This window comes from Micrococcus sp. MS-ASIII-49 (assembly GCF_000946635.1).
GTDB classification, from domain to species: domain Bacteria; phylum Actinomycetota; class Actinomycetes; order Actinomycetales; family Micrococcaceae; genus Micrococcus; species Micrococcus luteus.
Window position 1 is genome coordinate 1 of sequence record NZ_JXSP01000109.1, and the last position, 20,425, is coordinate 20,425.

Consider the following 20,425-nt stretch of genomic DNA (forward strand, 5'->3'; position numbering starts at 1 on the left):
CCCCCGGGGGGGGGGGGGGGAGCCGTGCTCACCGCCCTCATCGTGGCGGTGCTGGCCTACGCCCTCGACCAGCTGACCAAGTACGCGGTCGAGAGCACGATGCAGCTGGGGGACTCCGTCGCGGTGATCCCCGGGGTGCTGCGCTGGCACTACATCCTGAACCCGGGCGCGGCCTTCTCCATCGGCGAGGACCACACCTGGGTGTTCACCATCATCCAAGCCGTGGTGGCGGTCGCCGCCCTCGTCGGGATCGCCCGCGTGCGCTCGACGCCGTGGGCCCTGGCGCTGGGCGGGCTCGCCGGCGGCGTGCTCGGCAACCTCACGGACCGGCTGTTCCGGCCCCCGGCGTTCGGGCGCGGCCACGTGGTCGACATGATCTCCGTGCCGCACTTCGCGATCTTCAACGTGGCGGACTCGTTCATCGTCTGCTCCGTCATCGGCGTCGCCCTGCTCGTGATGACCGGCCGCCGCCTGGACGGCACACGGGAGGCGTGAGGACATGGGCATGAGACCGGGACTGACCGAGCGGCTCGAGGTCACCGAGGCCGAGGCGGGCCGGCGGGTCGACGCGGTGCTCGCCGACGCGTTCGGCGTCTCCCGCTCGCTGCTGGCGGACTGGTTCACCCGGGGCCTGGTGCGGGCCGAGTCGCGCTCCGGCCGCCGGGACCGCGTCCTGGCCAAGTCCGCGAAGGCCGTGGCGGGGGAGACCCTCGCCGTCGACGTCCCCGACGACCCCGACCCCCTGGAAGTGAGGGCAGAGCGCGTGGACGCGCTGAGCATCCTGTACGAGGACGAGGACCTGGTGGCCGTGGACAAGCCCACCGGCGTGGCCGCACACCCCTCGCCCGGCTGGGTCGGGCCCACCGTGGTGGGCGCCCTGGCCGCCCTCGGCTACGACATCACCACCTCGGGCGCCCCCGAGCGCCAGGGGATCGTGCACCGGCTCGACGTCGGCACCACCGGGGTCATGGTCGTGGCCAAGACCGAGCGCGCCTACACGGCCATGAAGGACCAGTTCCGCGAGCGCGTGCCGGAGAAGGTCTACCACGCCGTGGTCCAGGGCATCCCGGACCCGCTGAGCGGCACCGTGGACGCGCCCATCGGGCGGCATCCCGGCCATCACTGGAAGTTCGCGGTGCTCGAGGACGGCCGGCCGTCCGTGACCCACTACGAGACGCTCGAGGTGTTCGGCCGGGCCACCCTGCTCGAGGTCCACCTGGAGACCGGGCGCACCCACCAGATCCGCGTGCACACCTCGGCGCTGCGCCACCCGTGCGTCGGCGACCTCACGTACGGGGCGGATCCGCGCCTGGCGGCCGAGCTCGGGCTGACCCGCCAGTGGCTGCACGCCCACCGGCTGGCGTTCCCGCACCCGGTCACGGGGGAGCCGGTGACGATCACCTCCCCGTATCCGGAGGACCTCGCCCACGCCCTGGCGGCGCTGCGCGGCGACGAGGACTGAGCCTGCACCGTCGACGTGACCCCCGTCCCGGTCCGGCCCCGCCGCCCGGGCACCACGAGTAGGCTGGTGCGGCCCCGCTGTCCTCCCCGTCGAAAGGCCCACCCCGCATGACCGTGTCCGCCGACGCCCGCGCCGACGCCGTGAAGGACGGCGGCTTCGTCCACCTGCACACGCACACCGAGTACTCCATGCTCGACGGCGCCGCGAAGCTGGACGACCTGTTCGCCGAGGCTCAGCGGCTGGGCATGGACTCGCTGGCCATCACGGACCACGGCTACCTCTTCGGCGCCTACGACTTCTGGTCCAAGGCGAAGGCGGCGGGCGTCAAGCCGATCATCGGGCTCGAGGCCTACGTGGCCCCCGGGCATCAGCACCGCACGGACAAGGAGAAGACCCGCTGGGGCGAGCCCCACCAGCGGGGGGACGACGTGTCCGGCGGCGGTGCGTACACGCACATGACGCTGCTGAGCGAGACCACCGAGGGGATGCACAACCTGTTCCGGATGGGCTCGATCGCCTCGCTGGACTCGGTGTACGCCAAGTGGCCGCGGCTGGACCGGGAGCTGCTGAGCCAGTACTCGAAGGGCCTGATCGCCACCACGGGCTGCCCCTCCGGCGAGGTGCAGACGCGCCTGCGCCTGGGCCAGTACCGGGAGGCGATGCAGGCGGCCTCGGACTTCCGGGACATCTTCGGCAAGGACAACTACTACTGCGAGATCATGCACCACGGCCTCGACATCGAGCGCCGGGTGATGACGGACCTGCGCCGGCTCGCCAAGGACCTGGGCCTGCCGTTCGTGGCCACGAACGACCTGCACTACACCCACGAGCACGACGCCAAGGCGCACGAGGCGCTGCTGGCCCTGCAGTCGGGCTCGAAGCTCAACGAGCCCAGCTACGACCAGGGCGGCTCCCGCTTCGCGTTCTCCGGCACCGAGTACTACCTGAAGTCCCCGCGGCAGATGCGCGAGCTCTTCGCGGAGCTGCCCGAGGCCTGCGACAACACGCTGCTCATCGCCGAGCGGTGCGAGGTCGAGTTCGACACGAAGGCCAACTACATGCCGGTCTTCCCCACGCCGGAGGGCGAGGACGAGACCAGCTGGCTCATCAAGGAGGTCGCCTCCGGTCTGGCCTACCGCTACCCGGACGGCGTGCCGGACCACGTGCGCAAGCAGGCGGACTACGAGCTGGACGTCATCATCTCGATGGGCTTCCCCGGGTACTTCCTCGTCGTGGCCGACTTCATCAACTGGGCCAAGGAGAACGGCATCCGGGTGGGCCCGGGCCGTGGCTCGGGCGCCGGATCGATGGTGGCGTACGCGCTGCGCATCACGGACCTGGACCCGCTCAAGCACGGGCTGATCTTCGAGCGGTTCCTCAACCCGGACCGCGTGTCCATGCCCGACTTCGACGTCGACTTCGACGACCGCCGTCGCTCCGAGGTGATCGACTACGTCACCCGCAAGTACGGCGACGAGCGCGTCACCATGATCGTCACGTACGGCACCATCAAGACCAAGCAGGCCCTGAAGGACTCGGCCCGCGTGATGGACCAGCCGTTCTCGATGGGCGAGTCCCTCACCAAGGCGCTGCCGCCGGCGGTGATGGCCAAGGACATCCCGCTCAAGGACATCGAGGACCCCGCGGCCCCGCGCTACGGGGAGGCCGCGCCCTTCCGCGAGCTGATCGCCACGGACCCGGTGGCGAAGGAGGTCTTCGAGACCGCCAAGGGTCTCGAGGGTCTGAAGCGGCAGTGGGGCGTGCACGCGGCCGGCGTGATCATGTCCTCGGTGCCGGTGATCGACGTCATCCCGATCATGCGTCGTCTCCAGGACGGCCAGGTCATCACCCAGTTCGACTACCCGATGGCGGAGTCCCTGGGCCTGATCAAGATGGACTTCCTGGGGCTGCGCAACCTCACGATCATCTCGGACGCGCTCGAGAACGTGAAGGCGAACCAGGGCGTGGACCTGGACCTGGAGACCCTCGACGTGGACGACCCGGCGGCCTACGAGCTGCTGGCCCGCGGCGACACCCTCGGCGTGTTCCAGCTCGACGGCGGCCCCATGCGCTCGCTGCTGAAGATGATGCGCCCGGACAACTTCGAGGACATCTCGGCGACCATCGCCCTGTACCGCCCCGGCCCCATGGGCGCGAACTCGCACACCAACTACGCGCTGCGCAAGAACGGGCAGCAGGAGATCACCCCGATCCACCCGGAGCTGGAGGAGCCGCTGCGGGAGATCCTGGACACCACCTACGGCCTGATCGTGTATCAGGAGCAGGTCATGGCGATCGCCCAGAAGGTGGCGGGCTACTCGCTCGGCCAGGCCGACATCCTGCGCCGCGCGATGGGCAAGAAGAAGAAGTCGGAGCTGGACAAGCAGTACGAGGCGTTCCACCAGGGCATGCTGGACCGCGGCTACTCGGAGGCCGCGGTGAAGGCCCTGTGGGACATCCTGCTGCCCTTCTCGGACTACGCGTTCAACAAGGCGCACTCGGCCGCCTACGGCCTGGTCTCCTACTGGACGGCCTACCTCAAGGCGCACTACCCGGCGGAGTACATGGCGGCGCTGCTCACCTCGGTGGGCGACGACAAGGACAAGCTGGCCATGTACCTCAACGAGTGCCGCCACATGGGCATCACGGTGCTGCCCCCGGACGTGAACGAGTCCCACCTGACCTTCACCCCCGTCGGCCGGGACATCCGCTTCGGCATGGGCGCCGTCCGCAACGTGGGCGCCAACGTGGTCAAGGGCATGGTCCAGGCGCGCGAGGACAAGGGCTCGTACACGGGCTTCGGCGACTTCCTGGCGAAGGTGCCGCTCGTGGTGTGCAACAAGCGCACCATCGAGTCCATGATCAAGGCCGGCGCCTTCGACTCCCTCGGCTACGCCCGCCGCGCCCTGCTGGCCGTGCACGAGGAGGCCGTGGACGCCACCGTGGCGCAGAAGCGCAAGGAGGATCACGGCGAGTTCACCTTCGACCTGTTCGCGCTCGGCGGCGGCGACGAGGACGACTCCGACGCCGCGGACGGCGTCGCCGTCCCGGACCTGCCGGAGTGGGCCAAGAAGGAGAAGCTCGCGTTCGAGCGCGAGATGCTGGGCCTGTACGTGTCCGACCATCCGCTGCAGGGCCTCGACGGCGTCCTGGCCCAGCACGCCGACGTCCAGATCACCCGCGTGCTCGACGACGACGGGCCCGCGGACGGCGCGATCGTCACCATCGCGGGCCTGGTCACCACGCTCGAGCGCCGCATCGCCAAGTCCTCGGGCAACGCGTACGCGCGCTGCGAGATCGAGGACCTCGGCGGCTCGATGGACGTCATGTTCTTCGGCCAGGTGTACGCGCCCATCGCGATGATGCTGGCCGAGGACCTCGTCGTCGCCGTCAAGGGCAGGGTGCAGCGCCGGGACGACGGGTCGGTGTCCCTGTCGGCGATGGAGCTGACCATCCCGGAGCTCTCGGACGGCCCCGGCGGCCCCGTGCGGATCACGCTGCCCGCGTTCAAGGCCACGGAGCAGGTCATGGGCCAGCTGGCGGACGTGCTGCGCACCCACGAGGGCTCCTCGGAGGTGCGGCTGTCCCTGGTGGGCCAGCGTGCCACGCAGGAGTTCCAGCTGGGCCCGCAGTTCCGGGTGAGCCCGAACCCGGCGCTGTTCGGGGACCTCAAGATCCTGCTGGGTCCGGCCTGCCTCGGCTGAGCGGACGTAGCATGGGAGTGCCCCGCCCAGGAGGAGAGAGCTGATGCACTGCCCGTTCTGCCGTCATGAGGACTCGCGCGTGGTCGACTCGCGCTCCCTCGACGACGGCTCCGCCATCCGTCGGCGTCGGCAGTGTCAGGCCTGCGGGAAGCGGTTCACCACCATGGAGACCACCGCCCTGACCGTCGTCAAGCGCTCCGGGGTGGCGGAGCCGTTCGACCGCTCCAAGGTGATCAACGGCGTCCGGAAGGCGTGCCAGGGGCGGCCGGTGACGAGCGACGACCTGGCCATGCTCGCCCAGGAGGTCGAGGAGACGGTCCGTGCCACGGGCAACGCCGAGGTGGACGCCCACGACGTCGGCCTGGCCATCCTCGATCCGCTGCGCCGTCTCGACCAGGTGGCCTTCCTGCGCTTCGCCTCCGTCTACCGGGACTTCGAGTCCCTCGACGACTTCGAGGAGGCCATCGCGGAGCTCCGGGCCGGTGACGGGGACGACCGCGGCCGTCCCGCCGTGCAGCCGCGGCTGTTCACCCGCTGACCTGGGCCGATGCGACGGCGCGGCCGGGATCGACGCTGCAGTGGTGCGCACGGCCTCCAGGCGCTACAGTGATCCCCGGGTCGACCTCGGTCGGCCCGGCAAGACTGCCGAGGGCGGTTCCGGAGGGGAAGCCGGAACCGCCCTCGGTGTCTGCGCCCTCAGTTGCCGTCGGCGAGCGAGCCGTGCGCGGCCAGGGCGGCGCCCACGATGCCCGCGTTGTTCTGCAGCTGGGCCGGGACGATCGGGGTGCGCAGGCGCAGCAGCGGCAGGTAGTCGTCCGGCCGCTTGGAGATGCCGCCGCCGACGATGAACAGGTCGGGCGAGAAGATCCGCTCCACGTGGGAGAAGAAGCGCTGCAGTCGCTCGGCGTACTCGGCCCAGCTGAGCTGATCGCGCTCCCGGGCCTTCGCAGAGGCCCGTGACTCGGCCATCACGCCGTCGAGCTCCAGGGAGCCGACCTCGAAGTTCGGGACGAGCATGCCGTCGTGGATCATCGCGCCGCCGATGCCGGTGCCGAGGGTGATCACGTGCACCAGGCCGCGCACGCCCCGCCCGGCCCCGTAGCGGGCCTCCGCGAGGCCGGCCGCGTCGGCGTCGTTGACCACGGTCACGGGGCGGCGCAGGTGCTCCTCGAACGTGCCGCGCAGGTCCGTGCCGATCCACGAGTGGTCGATGTTGTTCGCGGACAGGCACACCCCGTCCTTGACGATCGAGGGGAAGCACACGCCCAGCGGGGCGGAGGGCTTCGGCGCCTTCTCGCGCCCGTCGAGCTCGGCGGTGATGGCCGCCAGGGTCGCCGCCACGGGCTCGGGCATGGCCGTCTGCGGCGTGGGGATGCGGAAGCGGTCCCCGCGCAGGGTGCCCGCCTTCGGCCCCGACCCGAGGCGGACCAGGCCGCCCTTCATGCCGGTCCCCCCGACGTCGATGCCGATCGTCGTGGGGTACTTGGAGGAGCGCTGGGCGGTGCTGGTGTGCGTCGTCACGGCCCCCAGCTTAGTGCCGGGTCACGGCAGCGTGAGAATCTCCGCGCCGTCGTCCGTGACCACGATCGTGTGCTCGAACTGCGCGGTGCGACGGCGGTCGCGGGTCACCACGGTCCAGCCGTCGTCCCACTGGTCCCACTCGATCGTGCCGAGGGTGAGCATCGGCTCGATGGTGAACACCATGCCGGGCACGAGCAGGCGGTCGTGGGCCGGGGCCGCGTCGTAGTGGGGGATCACGAGGCCGGAGTGGAAGTCCACGCCCACGCCGTGGCCGATGAAGTCGCGCACCACGCCGTAGCCGAAGCGCTTGGCGTAGGACTCGATGGCGCGGCCGATCACGTTGACCTGACGGCCGGGCTTCACGGCGCGGATGCCGCGGCGCAGGGCCTCCTCGGTGCGCTCGACGAGCAGCCGGGACTCCTCGTCCACGTCGCCGACCAGGTAGGTGCGGTTGTGGTCCCCGTGGACACCGTCCAGGTACGCGGTGATGTCCAGGTTGACGATGTCCCCGTCCTCCAGGACGGTGCCGTCCGGGATGCCGTGGCAGATGACCTCGTTGATCGAGGTGCAGATGGACCGCGGGAAGCCGCGGTAGCCCAGGCAGGACGGGTAGGCGCCGCGCTCCACGAGGAAGGCGTGCGCGATCCGGTCCAGCTCGTCCGTGGTGACGCCCGGGCGGATGTGGGCGGCGGTGTGCTCCATGGCCTGCGCGGCCAGGCGGCCGGCGGCGCGGATCCGCTCGACGCCGGCGGCGTCGTAGACGTCCGAGGCCTTGCCCTCGTCCGGGGTGGCCTTGCCGACGTACTCGGGGCGCGGGATCGCGGCCGGCACGGGCGGGGCGGGGGACGGGGCCCCGGGCGTCAGCGTGCCGACGGGGGCGAACGACCCGGGCTCCGGCGCGGTGGGGCCCGCAGGGCGGGGACCGTTGTGGCTGGACGGGGCGACGGGGTTCTGACGCTGGGACATGTCCTCCAGCCTATCGGCCCGGCTACTGTGGCCCCCATGACCGAGACGAGCGAGTTCTGGTACAACGTCAACACGCATCAGGTGGAGGTGGGCGCCCAGTCGGACTGGTCCCAGCTGCTGGGCCCGTTCGGCACCCGTGAGGAGGCCCAGGCCGCGATGGACCGCGTGCGGGCGAACAACGAGGCCGCCGACGCCGAGGACGCGCGCGACGACGACTGGGACAGCCGTCCCGTCGACGACGCCTCCTGACCGCGGCACCGGACGACACCGGGCCCCCGTCCCTCGGGACGGGGGCCCGGTCGTCTCAGGGGGCGGGTTCAGCCCTCGAAGCCGTGCTCCGGGGCCGGGAACGCGCCGTCGAGCACGTCCGCGCGATAGGCCCGGACCGCCTCACCCACGACCTCGTGCAGGCGGGCGTACTGACGGACGAACCGGGGCACCCGTCCCTCGCGTAGACCGAGCATGTCCTGCCACACGAGCACCTGGCCCGTGGTGCCCGGGCCCGCGCCGATGCCCACGGTGGGCACCCGCAGTGCGGCGTCGACGGCGGCGGCGACGTCCGAGGGGACCATCTCCATCAGGACGGCGAACGCCCCCGCGGCCTCGAGGGCCTGGGCCGACACGGTCATCCGCTCGGCCGCCCCCGCGCCGCGGCCCTGCACCCGGTAGCCGCCGAGCACGTGCTCGGACTGCGGGGTGAAGCCGATGTGGGCCATGACCGCGACGCCGGCGGCCGTCATCGCGGCCACGTGCTCGGCGAAGCGCTCGTCGCCCTCCACCTTGACGGCGTGCGCGCCGGACTCCTTCACGAGGCGGACGGCCGACTCGACGGCCTGCCGCGGGGAGGCCTCGTACGAGCCGAAGGGCAGGTCCGCGACCACGAGGGCACGCTCGGCACCGCGCACCACGGCCTGGGTGAACAGGATCATCTGGTCCAGGGTGACCGGCAGGGTGGTCGGGTGGCCCAGCATGGTGTTGCCCACCGAGTCGCCCACGAGCAGCACCTCGACGCCGGCCTCGTCGAACAGGGCCGCCGTCATCGCGTCGTAGGTGGTGAGCATCGCGAAGCGCCGGCCCTCGTCCTTGGCCCGCTGCAGGTGGACCGTCCGGTACCGGGACGGGGCGGGCGGACCGTAGGGGGCGGTGTCGTCAGGCTGCCGGGGGGACTGGGGAGCAGACATGGGCCGGAGTCTACGCGGCGCGTCTAGAGTGGCGGCATGGATCGACAGCAGGACTACGTGCTCCGCACCATCGAGGACCGGGACGTCAGGTTCGTCCGGCTCTGGTTCACGGACGTGATCGGCACCCTGAAGTCGGTGGCCCTGTCTCCGGCCGAGGTGGAGAACGCCTTCACGGAGGGCCTGGGCTTCGACGGCTCCTCGATCGACGGATACACCCGCATCTCCGAGTCGGACATGCTGCTGCAGCCCGACCCCTCGACCTTCCAGATCCTGCCGTGGCGCGGCGACCAGGGACAGAGCTCCCGGATGTTCTGCGACGTGCTCACCCCGGACGGCCGCCCCGCCCCCGCCGACCCGCGGCACGTGCTGCGCCGCGTGCTGGACCGGGCCGCCGACCGGGGCTTCACGTGCTTCACCCACCCGGAGATCGAGTTCTACCTCCTGCAGTCGGACCAGCCCGGCCCGGACGGGGAGCCGGTGCCCGTGGACCGCGCGGGCTACTTCGACAACGTGCCCGGCTCCGACGCGGCCGACTTCCGCCGCGACGCCGTCAGCCTCCTCGAGGGGATGGGCATCTCCGTCGAGTTCAGCCACCACGAGAACGGCCCCGGCCAGAACGAGATCGACCTGCGCGCGGCGGACGCGCTCACGACGGCGGACAACGTGATGACGTTCCGGACCGTCGTCAAGGAGGTCGCCGCCGCCCAGGGCACCTACGCCACGTTCATGCCCAAGCCGTTCTCCCACCACCCGGGCTCCGGCATGCACACCCACTTCTCCCTCTTCGAGGGTGACGCGAACGCGTTCTACGACCCCGCGGACGAGTTCCGGCTCTCCGTCACGGGCCGCCGGTTCATCGCGGGCCTGCTGCGCCACTCCGTGGAGATCACCGCGGTGACCCACCAGTTCGTGAACTCCTACAAGCGCCTCTGGGGCGGGGGAGAGGCCCCGTCGTACACCTCGTGGGGGCACAACAACCGCTCCGCCCTCGTGCGCGTGCCCCTGTACAAGCCGGACAAGGCCGGCTCGGCCCGCATCGAGTACCGCGGCATCGACGCCTCGGCCAACCCGTACCTCGCCTACGCCCTGCTGATCGCGGCCGGGCTCAAGGGCATCGAGGAGGGCTACGAGCTGCCCGAGTCCGCCGCCGAGGACATCAGCGCGCTGACCACCCACGAGCGGCGCGTGCTCGGCCACGTCCCCCTGCCCGGCACCCTGCACGACGCCCTGCGCGCCGCCGAGGAGTCCGAGTTCGTGGCATCCGTTCTGGGCGAGCACGTCTTCGACGCCCTGCTGCGCAACAAGCGCCAGGAGTGGGACGACTACCGGGTGGAGGTCACGCCGTACGAGCTGCGGCGCTACCTCTCCGGCCTCTGAGGCGCCGGCCGTGTCCGCCCTGCCCGACGCGGCGACCGCCGACGCCCCGGACCGCCGCACCCTCGCGCACGCCGGCGTCGCCGACGCCGGCCGCGTGCAGACGCTGCTCACCTCGCCCGAGTTCGAGGGCGTGGACGTGCGTCCCCTTGTCGAGCTCCTCGGCCACGCCGCCGATCCCGACCGGGCCCTGCTGCTGTGGGTGCGCCTGGCCGAGCGCGAGCCCCGCGTCCACCACGCCCTCCGGGACCCCGAGACGACGGCCCGCCTGCTGCGGCTGCTCGGCGCCTCCGAGGCCCTCGGCGAGTTCCTCATCCGCCGTCCCGAGCAACTGGACCTCGTCCTCGACCCGGACGCGGCCGCCGCCACCGCGCCCGCCCTCGCCCAGCCCGACCCGACCGCCGGCGAGCCCTGGGGTGATGCGTCCGCCGCCCTGCGCCGCCTGCTCCTGGACTCGGTGGACGCCGACCCGGACGCCGACCGCCCCCTCGCGGCCGTCACCGGCAAGGACGCCGCCGTCGCCTTGCGCCGCGCCTACCGCCGCCAGCTGGCCGCGATCGCCCTGCGCGACCTCGACTCCGCCGAGCCCACGGCGGCCATGCCCTCGGTGGGCCGCTGGCTCGCGGACCTGGCCGGCGCCGCCGTGGACGCGGCGCTCGCCGTCTCACGGGCCGTCCTCACCGAGCGGGAGGGCCCCGTGGTGGACCGCGTGGACCTCGCCGTGATCGGCATGGGCAAGTGCGGCGCCGGCGAACTCAACTACGTCTCAGACGTGGACGTCGTGTTCGCCCACGCCGTCCGCGAGGCCGCGGACGGCGCGGACCCCGACGCCGAGGTCCCGGACGGGCCGCGCGCCGCCGCGCTCGCGGCCGAGCTGGCCGCGGGCATCGGCCGCGTGATCCAGGGCGCGGCCCCCGAGCCGGGACTGTGGGAAGTCGACGCCAACCTGCGTCCCGAGGGCAAGGACGGCGCCCTGAGCCGCACCGTGGAGTCCCACGCCGAGTACTACCGCCGCTGGGCCCACGGCTGGGAGTTCCAGGCCCTGCTCAAGGCCCGCCCCATCGCGGGCTCGCCACAGCTCGGCGAGCGCTACATCGCGGAAATCTGGCCCCGGGTGTGGGAGTCCTCCGCGCGCGACGGGTTCGTCGAGTCCGTCCGGGCCATGCGCGCCCGGGTCCTGGACACCCTCGCCCCCGCGGAGCGCGAGCGGGAGATCAAGCTCGGGCCCGGCGGCCTGCGCGACGTCGAGTTCACGGCCCAGCTGCTCCAGCTCGTGCACGGCCGTGCGGACGAGTCGCTGCGGGTGCGCGGCACGCTCGACGCGGTGCGGGCGCTGCACGCCGCCTCCTACGTCACCACGCGAGACGCGCGGGCGTTCGACGAGCACTACCGGTGGCTGCGCACCCTCGAGCACCGCATCCAGCTCGTGCACCTGCGGCGCACCCACCTGATGCCGGTCAAGGAAGAGGCCCGCCGCGTCGTCGCCCGGTCGATGCGCGGCGCCGCCGACCGGGGCCCCGCCACCGGCGAGGACCTCCAGGCCGAGTTCACGCGCGTGCGCCGCGCCGTGCGCGGTCTCCACGAGACCGTGTTCTACCGGCCGCTGCTGTCGACGACGGCCGCCCTGTCCGCCGAGGACGTGCGGCTGTCCGCGGAGGCCGTCCGCGACCGCCTGGCGGCGCTGGGCTACCGCGACCCGCAGGGCGCCCTGCGGCACATCGAGGCCCTCACGCAGGGCGTCTCGCGCCGGGCCGCGGTCCAGCGGCAGCTGCTGCCGGCCATGCTCGGCTGGTTCGCGCGGGGCGCCGACCCCGACGGCGGCCTGCTCGCCTTCCGCCGGCTCTCCGAGTCGCTGGGCGGCACGGCCTGGTATCTGCGGATGCTCCGCGACTCCTCGGACGCCGCCCGGCGGCTGTGCCTGGTCCTGTCCGGCTCCCGGTTCGTGGGGGACCTGCTCGAGCACTCGCCCGAGGCCGTGGCCTGGGTGGGGGACGACCGGGAGCTCGACCCCCGGGGCGCCATACAGCTCTGGCGCCAGGTCGACGCGCGGCTCGACCGCCGCGTGGCCGCGGAGGAGGCCCCCGCGGCCGTGCGCCATGTGCGGCAGGTGCGCCGCAGCGAGACCCTGCGCGTGGCCCTGGCGGACATCTCGGGGCTGCTGGACCTCGAGGCCGTCACCGGGGCCCTGTCGGACATCGACCAGATCACCGTCGTCGGCGCCCTGCGCGTGGCCTCGCGCGCCGTCGTCGGGGACGCCGACCCGCTCACCGACGTGCTCGTGGTGGCCATGGGCCGCCAGGGCGGCCGGGAGATCACCTACGGCTCGGACCTGGACGCCCTGTTCGTGCACCGGCCACGCCCCGGCGTCGACGAGGGGCGGGCGCGCGAGCAGGCCGAGGAGGTCGTGCGGACGCTGATGTCCCTGCTGCACCGCCCCGCGACCCCGCCGCTGCCCGGCGAGCGGCCGCTCGAGGTGGACGCCGACCTGCGCCCCGAGGGGCGCCAGGGGCCGCTCGTGCGCACCCTGGACTCGTACCGGGAGTACTACGGGCGCTGGGCGGAGATGTGGGAGCGTCAGGCGCTGCTGCGCGCCCGGCCCCTGGCCGGCGACGACGACCTGGCCACCGACTTCCGGCGGTGGGCCGACGGGGTCCGCTACGCCGGGGACCTGACCACCGCGGACGCGCGGGAGATCCGGCGCATCAAGGCCCGTGTGGAGGCCGAGCGCCTGCCCCGCGGCGCGGACCCCTCCCGGCACGTCAAGCTCGGCCGCGGCGGGCTCTCGGACGTGGAGTGGCTGGTGCAGTCCCTGCAGCTGCGCCACGCGGGAGAGGTCGAGGACCTGCGGGTCACCGGCACGCTGCCGGCCCTGCGGGCGATCGCCCGGCACGGGCTGCTGCCCGAGGCCGAGGTCGCCGTGCTGGAGGAGGCGTGGCTGCTGGCCACCCGGATCCGCGCCGCCCTGCTGCTGTGGACGGGCAAGGTCTCGGACGTGCTGCCCACGAACATGCGCGACCTCGAGGCCGTGGCCCGCCTCAGCGGGGTGGGCACGGCCGGCGGGGAGCTCGAGGAGCGCTACCTGCGGGTGACCCGCCTGGCCCGTCAGGTGTTCGAGACCCGGTTCTACGGGCTCTGAACGACGCCGGCCCGCCACCTCGACGGGGTGGCGGGCCGGCCGTGCTCCGGTGTCGCGAGCGCCGGCTCAGGCGCGCACGACGTGCTCCCCGAGCAGCTCCAGGGTGCGTCGCCGCACGCCGGCGTCCTGGGCCGCCGTCGTGATGATCAGCTCGTCCGCCTGGACCCGCGCCGCGAAGTCGTGCAGCCACGCCGCCGTCGTCGGGCCGGTGCCCACGGCCGTGCACTCGAGCATCCCGAGCACCTGCTGACCGGCGGGGGAGTGCAGCAGCATCTCGACCTCGTCGTCGGTGAGGGTGCGGCCCCGGCCGAGCATCATCCGGATGCGCGCCCGCTGCGCGGCCTGCCACTCCCGCTCGGCCACCTCCTCGGTGTCCGCGGCGATCACGTTGGCCGCCGCGATGAAGTGCGGCTCCGCGAGGGCCTCGGAGGGCTCGAAGTGCTCCCGGTACAGGCGCGCCGCATGCTCGAGCATCTGCGGTGCGAAGTGGCTCGCGAACGCGTAGCCCAGGCCGAGCTGCGCGGCCAGCTGGGCGCCGAACGCCGAGGAGCCGAGGATGTACAGCGGCACGTTGGTGCCCTTGCCGGGGTAGGCGTCGATGCCGGGGATCAGGCTCTGGCCGGTGAGGTAGCCCTGCAGCTCGAGCACGTCCTGCGGGAAGCGCTCGGCCGCCGACGGATCCCGGCGCAGCGCCTGCAGCGTCCGCTGGTCGGTGCCGGGGGCGCGACCCAGGCCCAGGTCGATGCGGCCGGGGTGCAGCTCGGCCAGGGTGCCGAACTGCTCGGCGATCACCAGCGGCGAGTGGTTGGGCAGCATGACGCCGCCGGAGCCGAGGCGGATCGAGTCGGTGTGCGCGGCCACGTGCGCGATGAGTACGGCCGTGGCGGAGGAGGCGATGGAGGGCATGTTGTGGTGCTCCGCGTACCAGACGCGCCGGAAGCCGGCGGCCTCGGCGACGCGGGCCTGCTCCACGGATTCGGCGAAGGCTTCGCCCATCGGGGCGCCGTCGCGGACGAGGGCGAGGTCCAGCAGGGACAGCGGCAGGGGGGTGGGGGCGGTGTGCTCGGTCATGGTGCTCCTGGTCTGCGGGCCGCCCGGCCGGGCGGAGGTCTCCACAGATCCAGCGCCCACCGGCCCCGGACTATTCCGCGGCCGGGCACGACGACGGCCGCCCGCCTCCGGCGTGGGAGACGAACGGCCGTCGTCGGGGCCGCGGCGGGCGGATCAGACCGAGTAGTACAGCTCGAACTCGTAGGGGTTCGGGCGCAGGGCCAGCGGGGCGATCTCCATCTCGCGCTTGTACGCGATCCAGGTCTCGATCAGCTCCTCGGTGAACACGTCGCCGGCCAGGAGGAACTCGTGGTCCTCCTCGAGGGCGTTCAGGGCCTCGTCCAGGGTGGCGGGTGCCTTCTGGATGTCGGCGGCCTCCTCGGCCGGCAGCTCGTAGAGGTCCTTGTCGATCGGCTCGGCCGGCTCGATGCGGTTGCGGATGCCGTCCAGGCCGGCCATCAGCTGCGCGGCGAACGCGAGGTACGGGTTGCCCGAGGCGTCCGGGGCGCGGAACTCGATGCGCTTGGCCTTCGGGTTGGAGCCGGTGATCGGGATGCGGATGCCCGCCGAGCGGTTGCCCTGCGAGTAAACCATGTTCACGGGGGCCTCGAAGCCCGGCACCAGGCGGCGGTAGGAGTTCACCGTGGGGTTGGTGAAGGCCAGGACCGCGGAGGCGTGCTTCAGCAGGCCGCCGATGTACCAGCGGGCGGTGTCCGAGAGGTTCGCGTAGCCCTTCTCGTCGAAGAACAGCGGCTCGCCGCCGTTCCACAGGGACTGGTGGCAGTGCATGCCGGAGCCGTTGTCGCCGAAGACGGGCTTGGGCATGAAGGTCGCGGACTTGCCGAACATGTTGGCGACGTTCTTGACGACGTACTTGAACTTCTGCAGGTCGTCCGCCGAGTGGGTCAGCGTGTTGAAGCGGTAGTTGATCTCCGCCTGGCCCGCGGCGCCCACCTCGTGGTGGGAGCGCTCTACCTCGAGGCCGACCTCGGCCAGGACCGAGCAGATCTCGTCGCGCAGGTCGGCCTGCTTGTCCGTGGGGGAGACGGGGAAGTAGCCGCCCTTGAGGCCGGTCTTGTGGCTCAGGTTGCCGCCCTCGTCCTCGCGGGAGGCGTTCCACCAGGCCTCGTCCGAGTCCACGGCGTAGAACGAGCCGCGGGGGGAGGACTCGTAGCGGACGTCCTCGAAGATGAAGAACTCGGCCTCGGGGGCGAAGAACGCCGTGTCGGCGATGCCGGAGGAGCTCAGGTAGGCCTCCGCGCGCTGGGCCACGCCGCGCGGGTCGCGCAGGTAGGGCTCGCCGGTGCGGGGGTTCACGATGGAGAAGTTCATCGTGAGGGTCTTGCGGACCCGGAAGGGGTCCACGAAGGCCGTCGCGACGTCCGGGATGAGCTGCATGTCGGACTCGGCGATGCCGGCGAAGCCCCGGATCGAGGAGCCGTCGAAGAGCTGGCCCGTGACGAAGAAGTCCTCGTCGACGCTCGAGGCGGGCACGTTGAAGTGGTGCTGCATGCCGGGGAGGTCGGTGAAGCGGACGTCGACGAACTCGATCCCCTCATCCTTGATGTACGCGAGGACGTCCGCGGGGGAGGTGAACATGGTGCGCTCCTGTGGTCGTGACGATGGTGGCATGTCCGGCACGGCGGCGCTGGCGTGGCGGGTGTCATCACCCTACTTGCCCGGCGGCCTCCGTGGGCGTCGGTGACGCCCCACGGCGAGCCTCGCGGTTCCGCGCCGGTAGGCTGGGCCGGTGGCACGCAGAGCACCCGACCCCGCGCAAGAGCCCGAACCGACCCGCCGCGACGAGCCGCTGATCACCCGGCGCGACCTCGCCGGCTGGGTGGACGGTCCGGGCGGCGGCCTGGCCGGCGGCCGCTGGCCGGGGGACCTGCTGGGCCTGCCCGAGCACGGCCCGACCTCGATGGCCACTGCGGCCCGCCGCGCCGTCGCCCTCGTGATCGACTGGTTCCTGGCCCTGGGCGTGTCCTGGCTGCTCTTCGACTCCGACGCGATCGCCACCCTGATGGTCTTCGCCACCATGCACATCCTGGGCATCACCCTGCTGGCCACCACCGTGGGCAAGGCCGTGTGCCGCACCCAGGTGGTGCGCCTCGGCGGCCGGACCGCCCCCGTGCACCGCGTGGTGGTGCGCACGGCGCTGCTGTGCCTCGTGCTGCCGGCCGTCGTCGTCGGCCCGGACGGCCGCGGCATGCACGACAAGGTCGCCGGCACCGTCGAGATCCGCATGTGAGCGCACCGGCCCGCGCCGGACGACGCCGGATCCGACTCGACGCGAGGCCGGACACGACGAAAGGGGGGCGCCCCGCCGAATCCTCGGCGGGGCGCCCCCCTTTCGCGCGGGTGCGTCGGCGCTCAGCGGCCGCGCATGGCGCGCCGGCTCGGGCGCACCTTGTTCGGGTCGACGCCCTTGGGGATGGGCAGCCGGTTGGTGTTGAGCGCGGTCAGACGCTTGTCCACGGCCTGGACCTCCTGCGCCGTGAGGGCCTTCTTCATGCCCTTGAGCGTGCCGGGCAGCTCGTGCAGCGGGACCTGGCCCTGGCCGTTGCCGGACTCCACCACGGTGACGGGCACGCCGGGCAGGAAGCGGCGCATGGCCTTCTCCTCCTTGACCACCAGCGCGGCGACGCGGGGGGAGGGGCCCTCCGTCACCAGCACCACGCCCGGCCGGCCCACGGCGCGGTAGACGAGGTCCTGGGTCTTCGGATTCACGGCGGCCGGCTGCTCGGGCACGATCCAGCCGCGGCCCAGCGTGGAGAGCGCGGCGCCGGCGGCGCCGGGGCGGCCCTCGAGCTGGGCGAACCCGGCGCGGCGCGCCTTCCGGTTCAGGATGACGACGGCGGCGAGCACACCGAACGGGATCGCGATGAGCAGCCACGTGATCCAGTTGTCCAGCAGCAGGCCGATGACGAGGCCGACGACGAGGGCGGCCAGGAAGGCCAGCAGCATCCACAGACCGACCTTGGGGTCGTGCGCCTTGGTCATGGCGTAGGCCTGCTTGAGCTGGGAGATCACGCCCGGGCCCTTCGCGGCGCGCTTGTCCCGGCGCTGGGCCTTCGTCTGCTCCTTCTCGTGGCGGCGACGCTCGCGCTGCATGGCCTTGACCTCCTTGACCGTGGCGGAGGTGGAGCCGGAGGAGGATGCGGGGGGCTGGCTGTTCTTCGTCATGACGGGATCCAGTCTAGTCGGGCGGCTCAGGACATCTGGGCGACGACGGCGGAGGCCTCCTGGCGGGCGGTCTTCTCCCCGGCCAGGTGCGCCAGGTTCTCCGGCAGGGTCCGGCCGAGGCGCTGCATGGCCTGCGCGTAGAGCTTGCCCGCGCGGTACGACGAGCGCACCAGCGGGCCCGCCATGACGCCCTGGAAGCCGATCTCCTCGGCGCGCTGGGACCACTGGACGAACTCCTGCGGCTTCACCCAGCGGTCGATGGGGTGGTGCAGCTTCGAGGGCCGCACGTACTGCGTGATGGTGATGATGTCGCAGCCGGCCTCGTGCAGGTCCACCAGGGCCTGGTCGATCTCGTGGTCCTCCTCGCCCATGCCCAGGATGAGGTTGGACTTGGTGACGAGCCCGTCGGCCTTGGCCATCGTGAGCACCTTGAGGGACTTCTCGTATGTGAAGGCCGGGCGGATGCGCTTGAAGATGCGCGGCACCGTCTCCAGGTTGTGCGCGAACACCTCGGGCCGCGCGTCGAACACCTGCTGGACGAGCTCCGGCACCGCGCCGAAGTCCGGCGGCAGGATCTCGACGCCGGTCCCCGGGTTGAGCGCGTGGATGCGGCGGATGGTCTCCGCGTAGAGCCACGCCGCGCCGTCCTTCTGGTCGTCACGGGCCACGCCCGTGACGGTGGCGTACCGCAGGTCCATCTCGCGGATGTTCTCGGCGACCTTCTGCGGCTCCTCCATGTCCAGGGGACGCGGCTTGCCGGAGGTGATGTCGCAGAAGTCGCACCGGCGGGTGCAGATGTCGCCGCCGATGAGGAACGTGGCCTCGCGGTCCTCCCAGCACTCGAAGATGTTGGGGCAGCCGGCCTCCTCGCACACGGTGTGCAGGCCGGCGGACTTGACCTTGTTCTTCAGGCCGATGTACTCGGGGCCCATGTGGACCTTGGCCTTGATCCACTCGGGCTTGCGCTCGACGGGCACCTCGGCGTTGCGCGCCTCCACGCGCAGCAGGCGGCGGCCTTCGGGGGCGAGGCTCATGCGGGGATTCCTTCCGTGGGGGTGACGGCGATGTACGCCGGCCCGAGCTCGTCCAGATGACGGGTGAGCACCGGGACGACGTCGGCCGGCGTGATGGTCCGGCCCGTCTCGACCGACAGGGTGGTGGTGGCGGCGTCCGTGATGCCGCACGCGATGATCCCCTCGTAGGGGGCCAGGGAGTTGGAGCAGTTCAGCGCGAAGCCGTGCATGGAGACGCCGTCGTGGATGGACAGGCCGATGGCGCCGACCTTGCGGTCCGGGCGGGCCGTGCCGTCGTCGTCCCGGTCCGCGAGGACCCAGATGCCTGCCCGCCCGTCCACGCGGACGGCCGTGACGCCGAACTCGGCGGCGGTGCGGATCAGCAGCTCCTCGAGGAACCAGACGTAGTCCTTGACGTGGGCACGGTCGCGCAGCCGGACCACGGGGTAGCCGACCAGCTGGCCCGGCCCGTGCCATGTGATCTTGCCGCCGCGGTCCACGTCCACGACGGGGGCGCCGTCCGTGGGGCGCTCGGCGTCCTCGGTGCGACGACCGGCCGTGTAGACGGCTTCGTGCTCCAGGAGGAGGAATTCGCCGTCGGAGCGGCCGGCGACGACGTCCGCGTGCAGGGCGCGCTGGGCGTCCCAGGCGGCGTGGTAGTCCACCAGGTCGGGCGCCAGGCCGAGCACGCGCAGGGGCGGCAGGGGTGTCTCGGGCATGACGTCCACTGTAGTCCTCGGGCCCGGACCTGTGGACAACCGCCGTGACGCTCGGGGACATGCGGCACCCTGGGCTGGAACGGACGGCGCGGCGGAGAGGGGAGACCGATGCGGGACTGGGACGAGGCGGACGGCGGCGCGGCCGGACGCGTCGGCGGCGGGCCGGAGACCGAACCGGAGAGGTCGTCGGAGCCGGGCACGGCTGCGCCGCGCGCCCCGGGCTGGGAACCCGTCCGGCTGCTCGGCGCGGGCGCCCAGGCGGAGGTCTGGCTCGTCGAGGACGGTCGGGGCGTCCGGGCCGCCCTGAAGGTGCCCCGTGCCGGCGCGGCGCCGGATGCGCTGGCGGCGGAGGCGCAGGCCGGACGGGTCGCGCATCCCCATCTGCTGCGCGTGCTCGGCGTGGTGGAGACGGACCGGGGCCTCGGGGTCCTCACCGAGCACCGCGCGGCCGGCACGCTGCAGGACATGGTGCAGCGGGTCGGACCCCTGAGCCCGGGGCAGGCCGTCACCGTGCTCGTCCCGATCGCCCAGGCTCTCGCGTGCCTGCACCGCGAGGGGGTGGTGCACGGCGACGTGTCCCCGGCGAACGTCCTGTTCGGCGTCGACGGCAGCCCGGCCCTCGCCGACCTCGGCGTCGCCCGGGTGGTCGGCGGGGCGTCGGGGGCCGGGGCGACGCCGGGCTTCGCGGCCCCCGAGGCGCTCGCCGCGGTGGAGGGGGCCGGGGCGGAACCGGGGGCGTCTCCGGCGGTGGGGGCGCCGAGTGACGTCCATGCGTGGGCCGCCCTGGGCTGGTACGCGCTCACCGGTCGGGCGCCGGGCGCCGCCGGGCATCGGGCGCCGCTGCCCGTCCTGGTCCCCGAAGCGTCCCCCGAGCTCGCGCTGCTGCTCGATGCGGCGCTCTCCCCGGACCCGGCGGCGCGGCCGAGCGCGGAGGAGGCCGCCGCAGCCGTATACGCGACGGCCCGGCCCGAGCCGGTCCCGCTGGGAGAGGCCGCCCCCGCCGAGGTGGCGCACCTGCTGCCCACGGTGCTGCCGGGCTCCGGGCCCACGCGGCGACGCCGGGGACGACGCACGGCTCCGAGACGGCGCGCGCTCGCGCGCCGACGGGGGGCC

The 20,425-nt window shown here is 72.8% G+C and carries 17 protein-coding genes; 9 read left to right on the forward strand and 8 right to left on the reverse strand.

What is annotated here, in order from left to right:
* Positions 1-24 precede the first annotated feature (24 nt).
* The 4 genes from lspA (at position 25) to nrdR (ending at position 5,704) form a co-directional block, all read left to right on the forward strand.
* Positions 25-495 carry a signal peptidase II gene (lspA, locus tag SJ20_RS07585; protein ID WP_036314214.1) on the forward strand — a complete coding sequence of 157 codons (471 nt, stop codon included), beginning with the start codon at positions 25-27 and terminating at the stop codon, positions 493-495.
* 4 nt (positions 496-499) lie between these two features.
* Complete coding sequence (locus SJ20_RS07590) at positions 500-1,462, forward strand: RluA family pseudouridine synthase (RefSeq protein ID WP_082067607.1); 963 nt, start codon at positions 500-502, stop codon at positions 1,460-1,462.
* A gap of 107 nt (positions 1,463-1,569) precedes the next feature.
* Positions 1,570-5,166, forward strand: a complete 3,597-nt coding sequence (dnaE, locus tag SJ20_RS07595; protein WP_044659512.1) for a DNA polymerase III subunit alpha — start codon at positions 1,570-1,572, stop codon at positions 5,164-5,166.
* Positions 5,167-5,209: 43 nt separating this feature from the next.
* Positions 5,210-5,704: a transcriptional regulator NrdR gene (gene nrdR / locus SJ20_RS07600; protein WP_002855838.1), complete on the forward strand. Its 495-nt coding sequence runs from the start codon at positions 5,210-5,212 to the stop codon at positions 5,702-5,704.
* Positions 5,705-5,862: 158 nt separating this feature from the next.
* Here nrdR and ppgK read toward each other — a convergent pair whose 3' ends face one another.
* Both ppgK and map read right to left on the reverse strand, forming a co-directional pair.
* Complete coding sequence (gene ppgK / locus SJ20_RS07605) at positions 5,863-6,687, reverse strand: polyphosphate--glucose phosphotransferase (protein ID WP_044659513.1); 825 nt, start codon at positions 6,685-6,687, stop codon at positions 5,863-5,865.
* A gap of 21 nt (positions 6,688-6,708) precedes the next feature.
* Positions 6,709-7,653, reverse strand: coding sequence for a type I methionyl aminopeptidase (gene map, locus SJ20_RS07610; protein WP_036314189.1), 945 nt, complete (start codon positions 7,651-7,653; stop codon positions 6,709-6,711).
* Positions 7,654-7,689: 36 nt separating this feature from the next.
* Between map and SJ20_RS07615 the strand changes: the two genes are divergently transcribed.
* Entirely contained in the window at positions 7,690-7,902 is a 213-nt protein-coding gene (locus SJ20_RS07615) for an SPOR domain-containing protein (protein ID WP_036340724.1), read from the forward strand.
* 68 nt (positions 7,903-7,970) lie between these two features.
* Here the strand turns inward: SJ20_RS07615 and panB are convergent, their stop codons facing one another.
* Positions 7,971-8,834: a 3-methyl-2-oxobutanoate hydroxymethyltransferase gene (gene panB, locus SJ20_RS07620; protein WP_044659514.1), complete on the reverse strand. Its 864-nt coding sequence runs from the start codon at positions 8,832-8,834 to the stop codon at positions 7,971-7,973.
* A gap of 36 nt (positions 8,835-8,870) precedes the next feature.
* Between panB and SJ20_RS07625 the strand changes: the two genes are divergently transcribed.
* Together SJ20_RS07625 and SJ20_RS07630 are read left to right on the forward strand one after the other, a co-directional pair.
* Positions 8,871-10,211, forward strand: a complete 1,341-nt coding sequence (locus SJ20_RS07625) for a glutamine synthetase family protein (protein WP_044659515.1) — start codon at positions 8,871-8,873, stop codon at positions 10,209-10,211.
* A gap of 10 nt (positions 10,212-10,221) precedes the next feature.
* Entirely contained in the window at positions 10,222-13,344 is a 3,123-nt protein-coding gene (locus SJ20_RS07630) for a bifunctional [glutamine synthetase] adenylyltransferase/[glutamine synthetase]-adenylyl-L-tyrosine phosphorylase (protein WP_082067608.1), read from the forward strand.
* A gap of 66 nt (positions 13,345-13,410) precedes the next feature.
* Here SJ20_RS07630 and SJ20_RS07635 read toward each other — a convergent pair whose 3' ends face one another.
* Both SJ20_RS07635 and glnA read right to left on the reverse strand, forming a co-directional pair.
* Positions 13,411-14,415 carry an LLM class flavin-dependent oxidoreductase gene (locus tag SJ20_RS07635; protein ID WP_036314199.1) on the reverse strand — a complete coding sequence of 335 codons (1,005 nt, stop codon included), beginning with the start codon at positions 14,413-14,415 and terminating at the stop codon, positions 13,411-13,413.
* A 153-nt stretch (positions 14,416-14,568) separates the two neighbouring features.
* Positions 14,569-15,993: a type I glutamate--ammonia ligase gene (glnA, locus tag SJ20_RS07640; protein WP_036314201.1), complete on the reverse strand. Its 1,425-nt coding sequence runs from the start codon at positions 15,991-15,993 to the stop codon at positions 14,569-14,571.
* Between the two features lie 151 nt (positions 15,994-16,144).
* Here glnA and SJ20_RS07645 point away from each other — a divergent pair, with 151 nt between their 5' ends.
* Entirely contained in the window at positions 16,145-16,645 is a 501-nt protein-coding gene (locus SJ20_RS07645; protein WP_049146950.1) for an RDD family protein, read from the forward strand.
* 122 nt (positions 16,646-16,767) lie between these two features.
* Here the strand turns inward: SJ20_RS07645 and SJ20_RS07650 are convergent, their stop codons facing one another.
* From SJ20_RS07650 to lipB, 3 genes are read right to left on the reverse strand one after another with little or no spacing between them, the layout of a single operon-like run.
* Positions 16,768-17,580: a DUF4191 domain-containing protein gene (locus tag SJ20_RS07650; RefSeq protein WP_044659516.1), complete on the reverse strand. Its 813-nt coding sequence runs from the start codon at positions 17,578-17,580 to the stop codon at positions 16,768-16,770.
* 26 nt (positions 17,581-17,606) lie between these two features.
* Positions 17,607-18,614: a lipoyl synthase gene (gene lipA, locus SJ20_RS07655; protein ID WP_002857341.1), complete on the reverse strand. Its 1,008-nt coding sequence runs from the start codon at positions 18,612-18,614 to the stop codon at positions 17,607-17,609.
* Positions 18,611-19,312: a lipoyl(octanoyl) transferase LipB gene (gene lipB, locus SJ20_RS07660; protein ID WP_036314221.1), complete on the reverse strand. Its 702-nt coding sequence runs from the start codon at positions 19,310-19,312 to the stop codon at positions 18,611-18,613. Before lipB ends, lipA begins: the two co-directional genes overlap by 4 nt.
* A 108-nt stretch (positions 19,313-19,420) precedes the next feature.
* Between lipB and SJ20_RS07665 the strand changes: the two genes are divergently transcribed.
* On the forward strand, positions 19,421-20,425 hold a 1,005-nt coding region (locus SJ20_RS07665; protein WP_044659517.1), incomplete at its 3' end, for a protein kinase.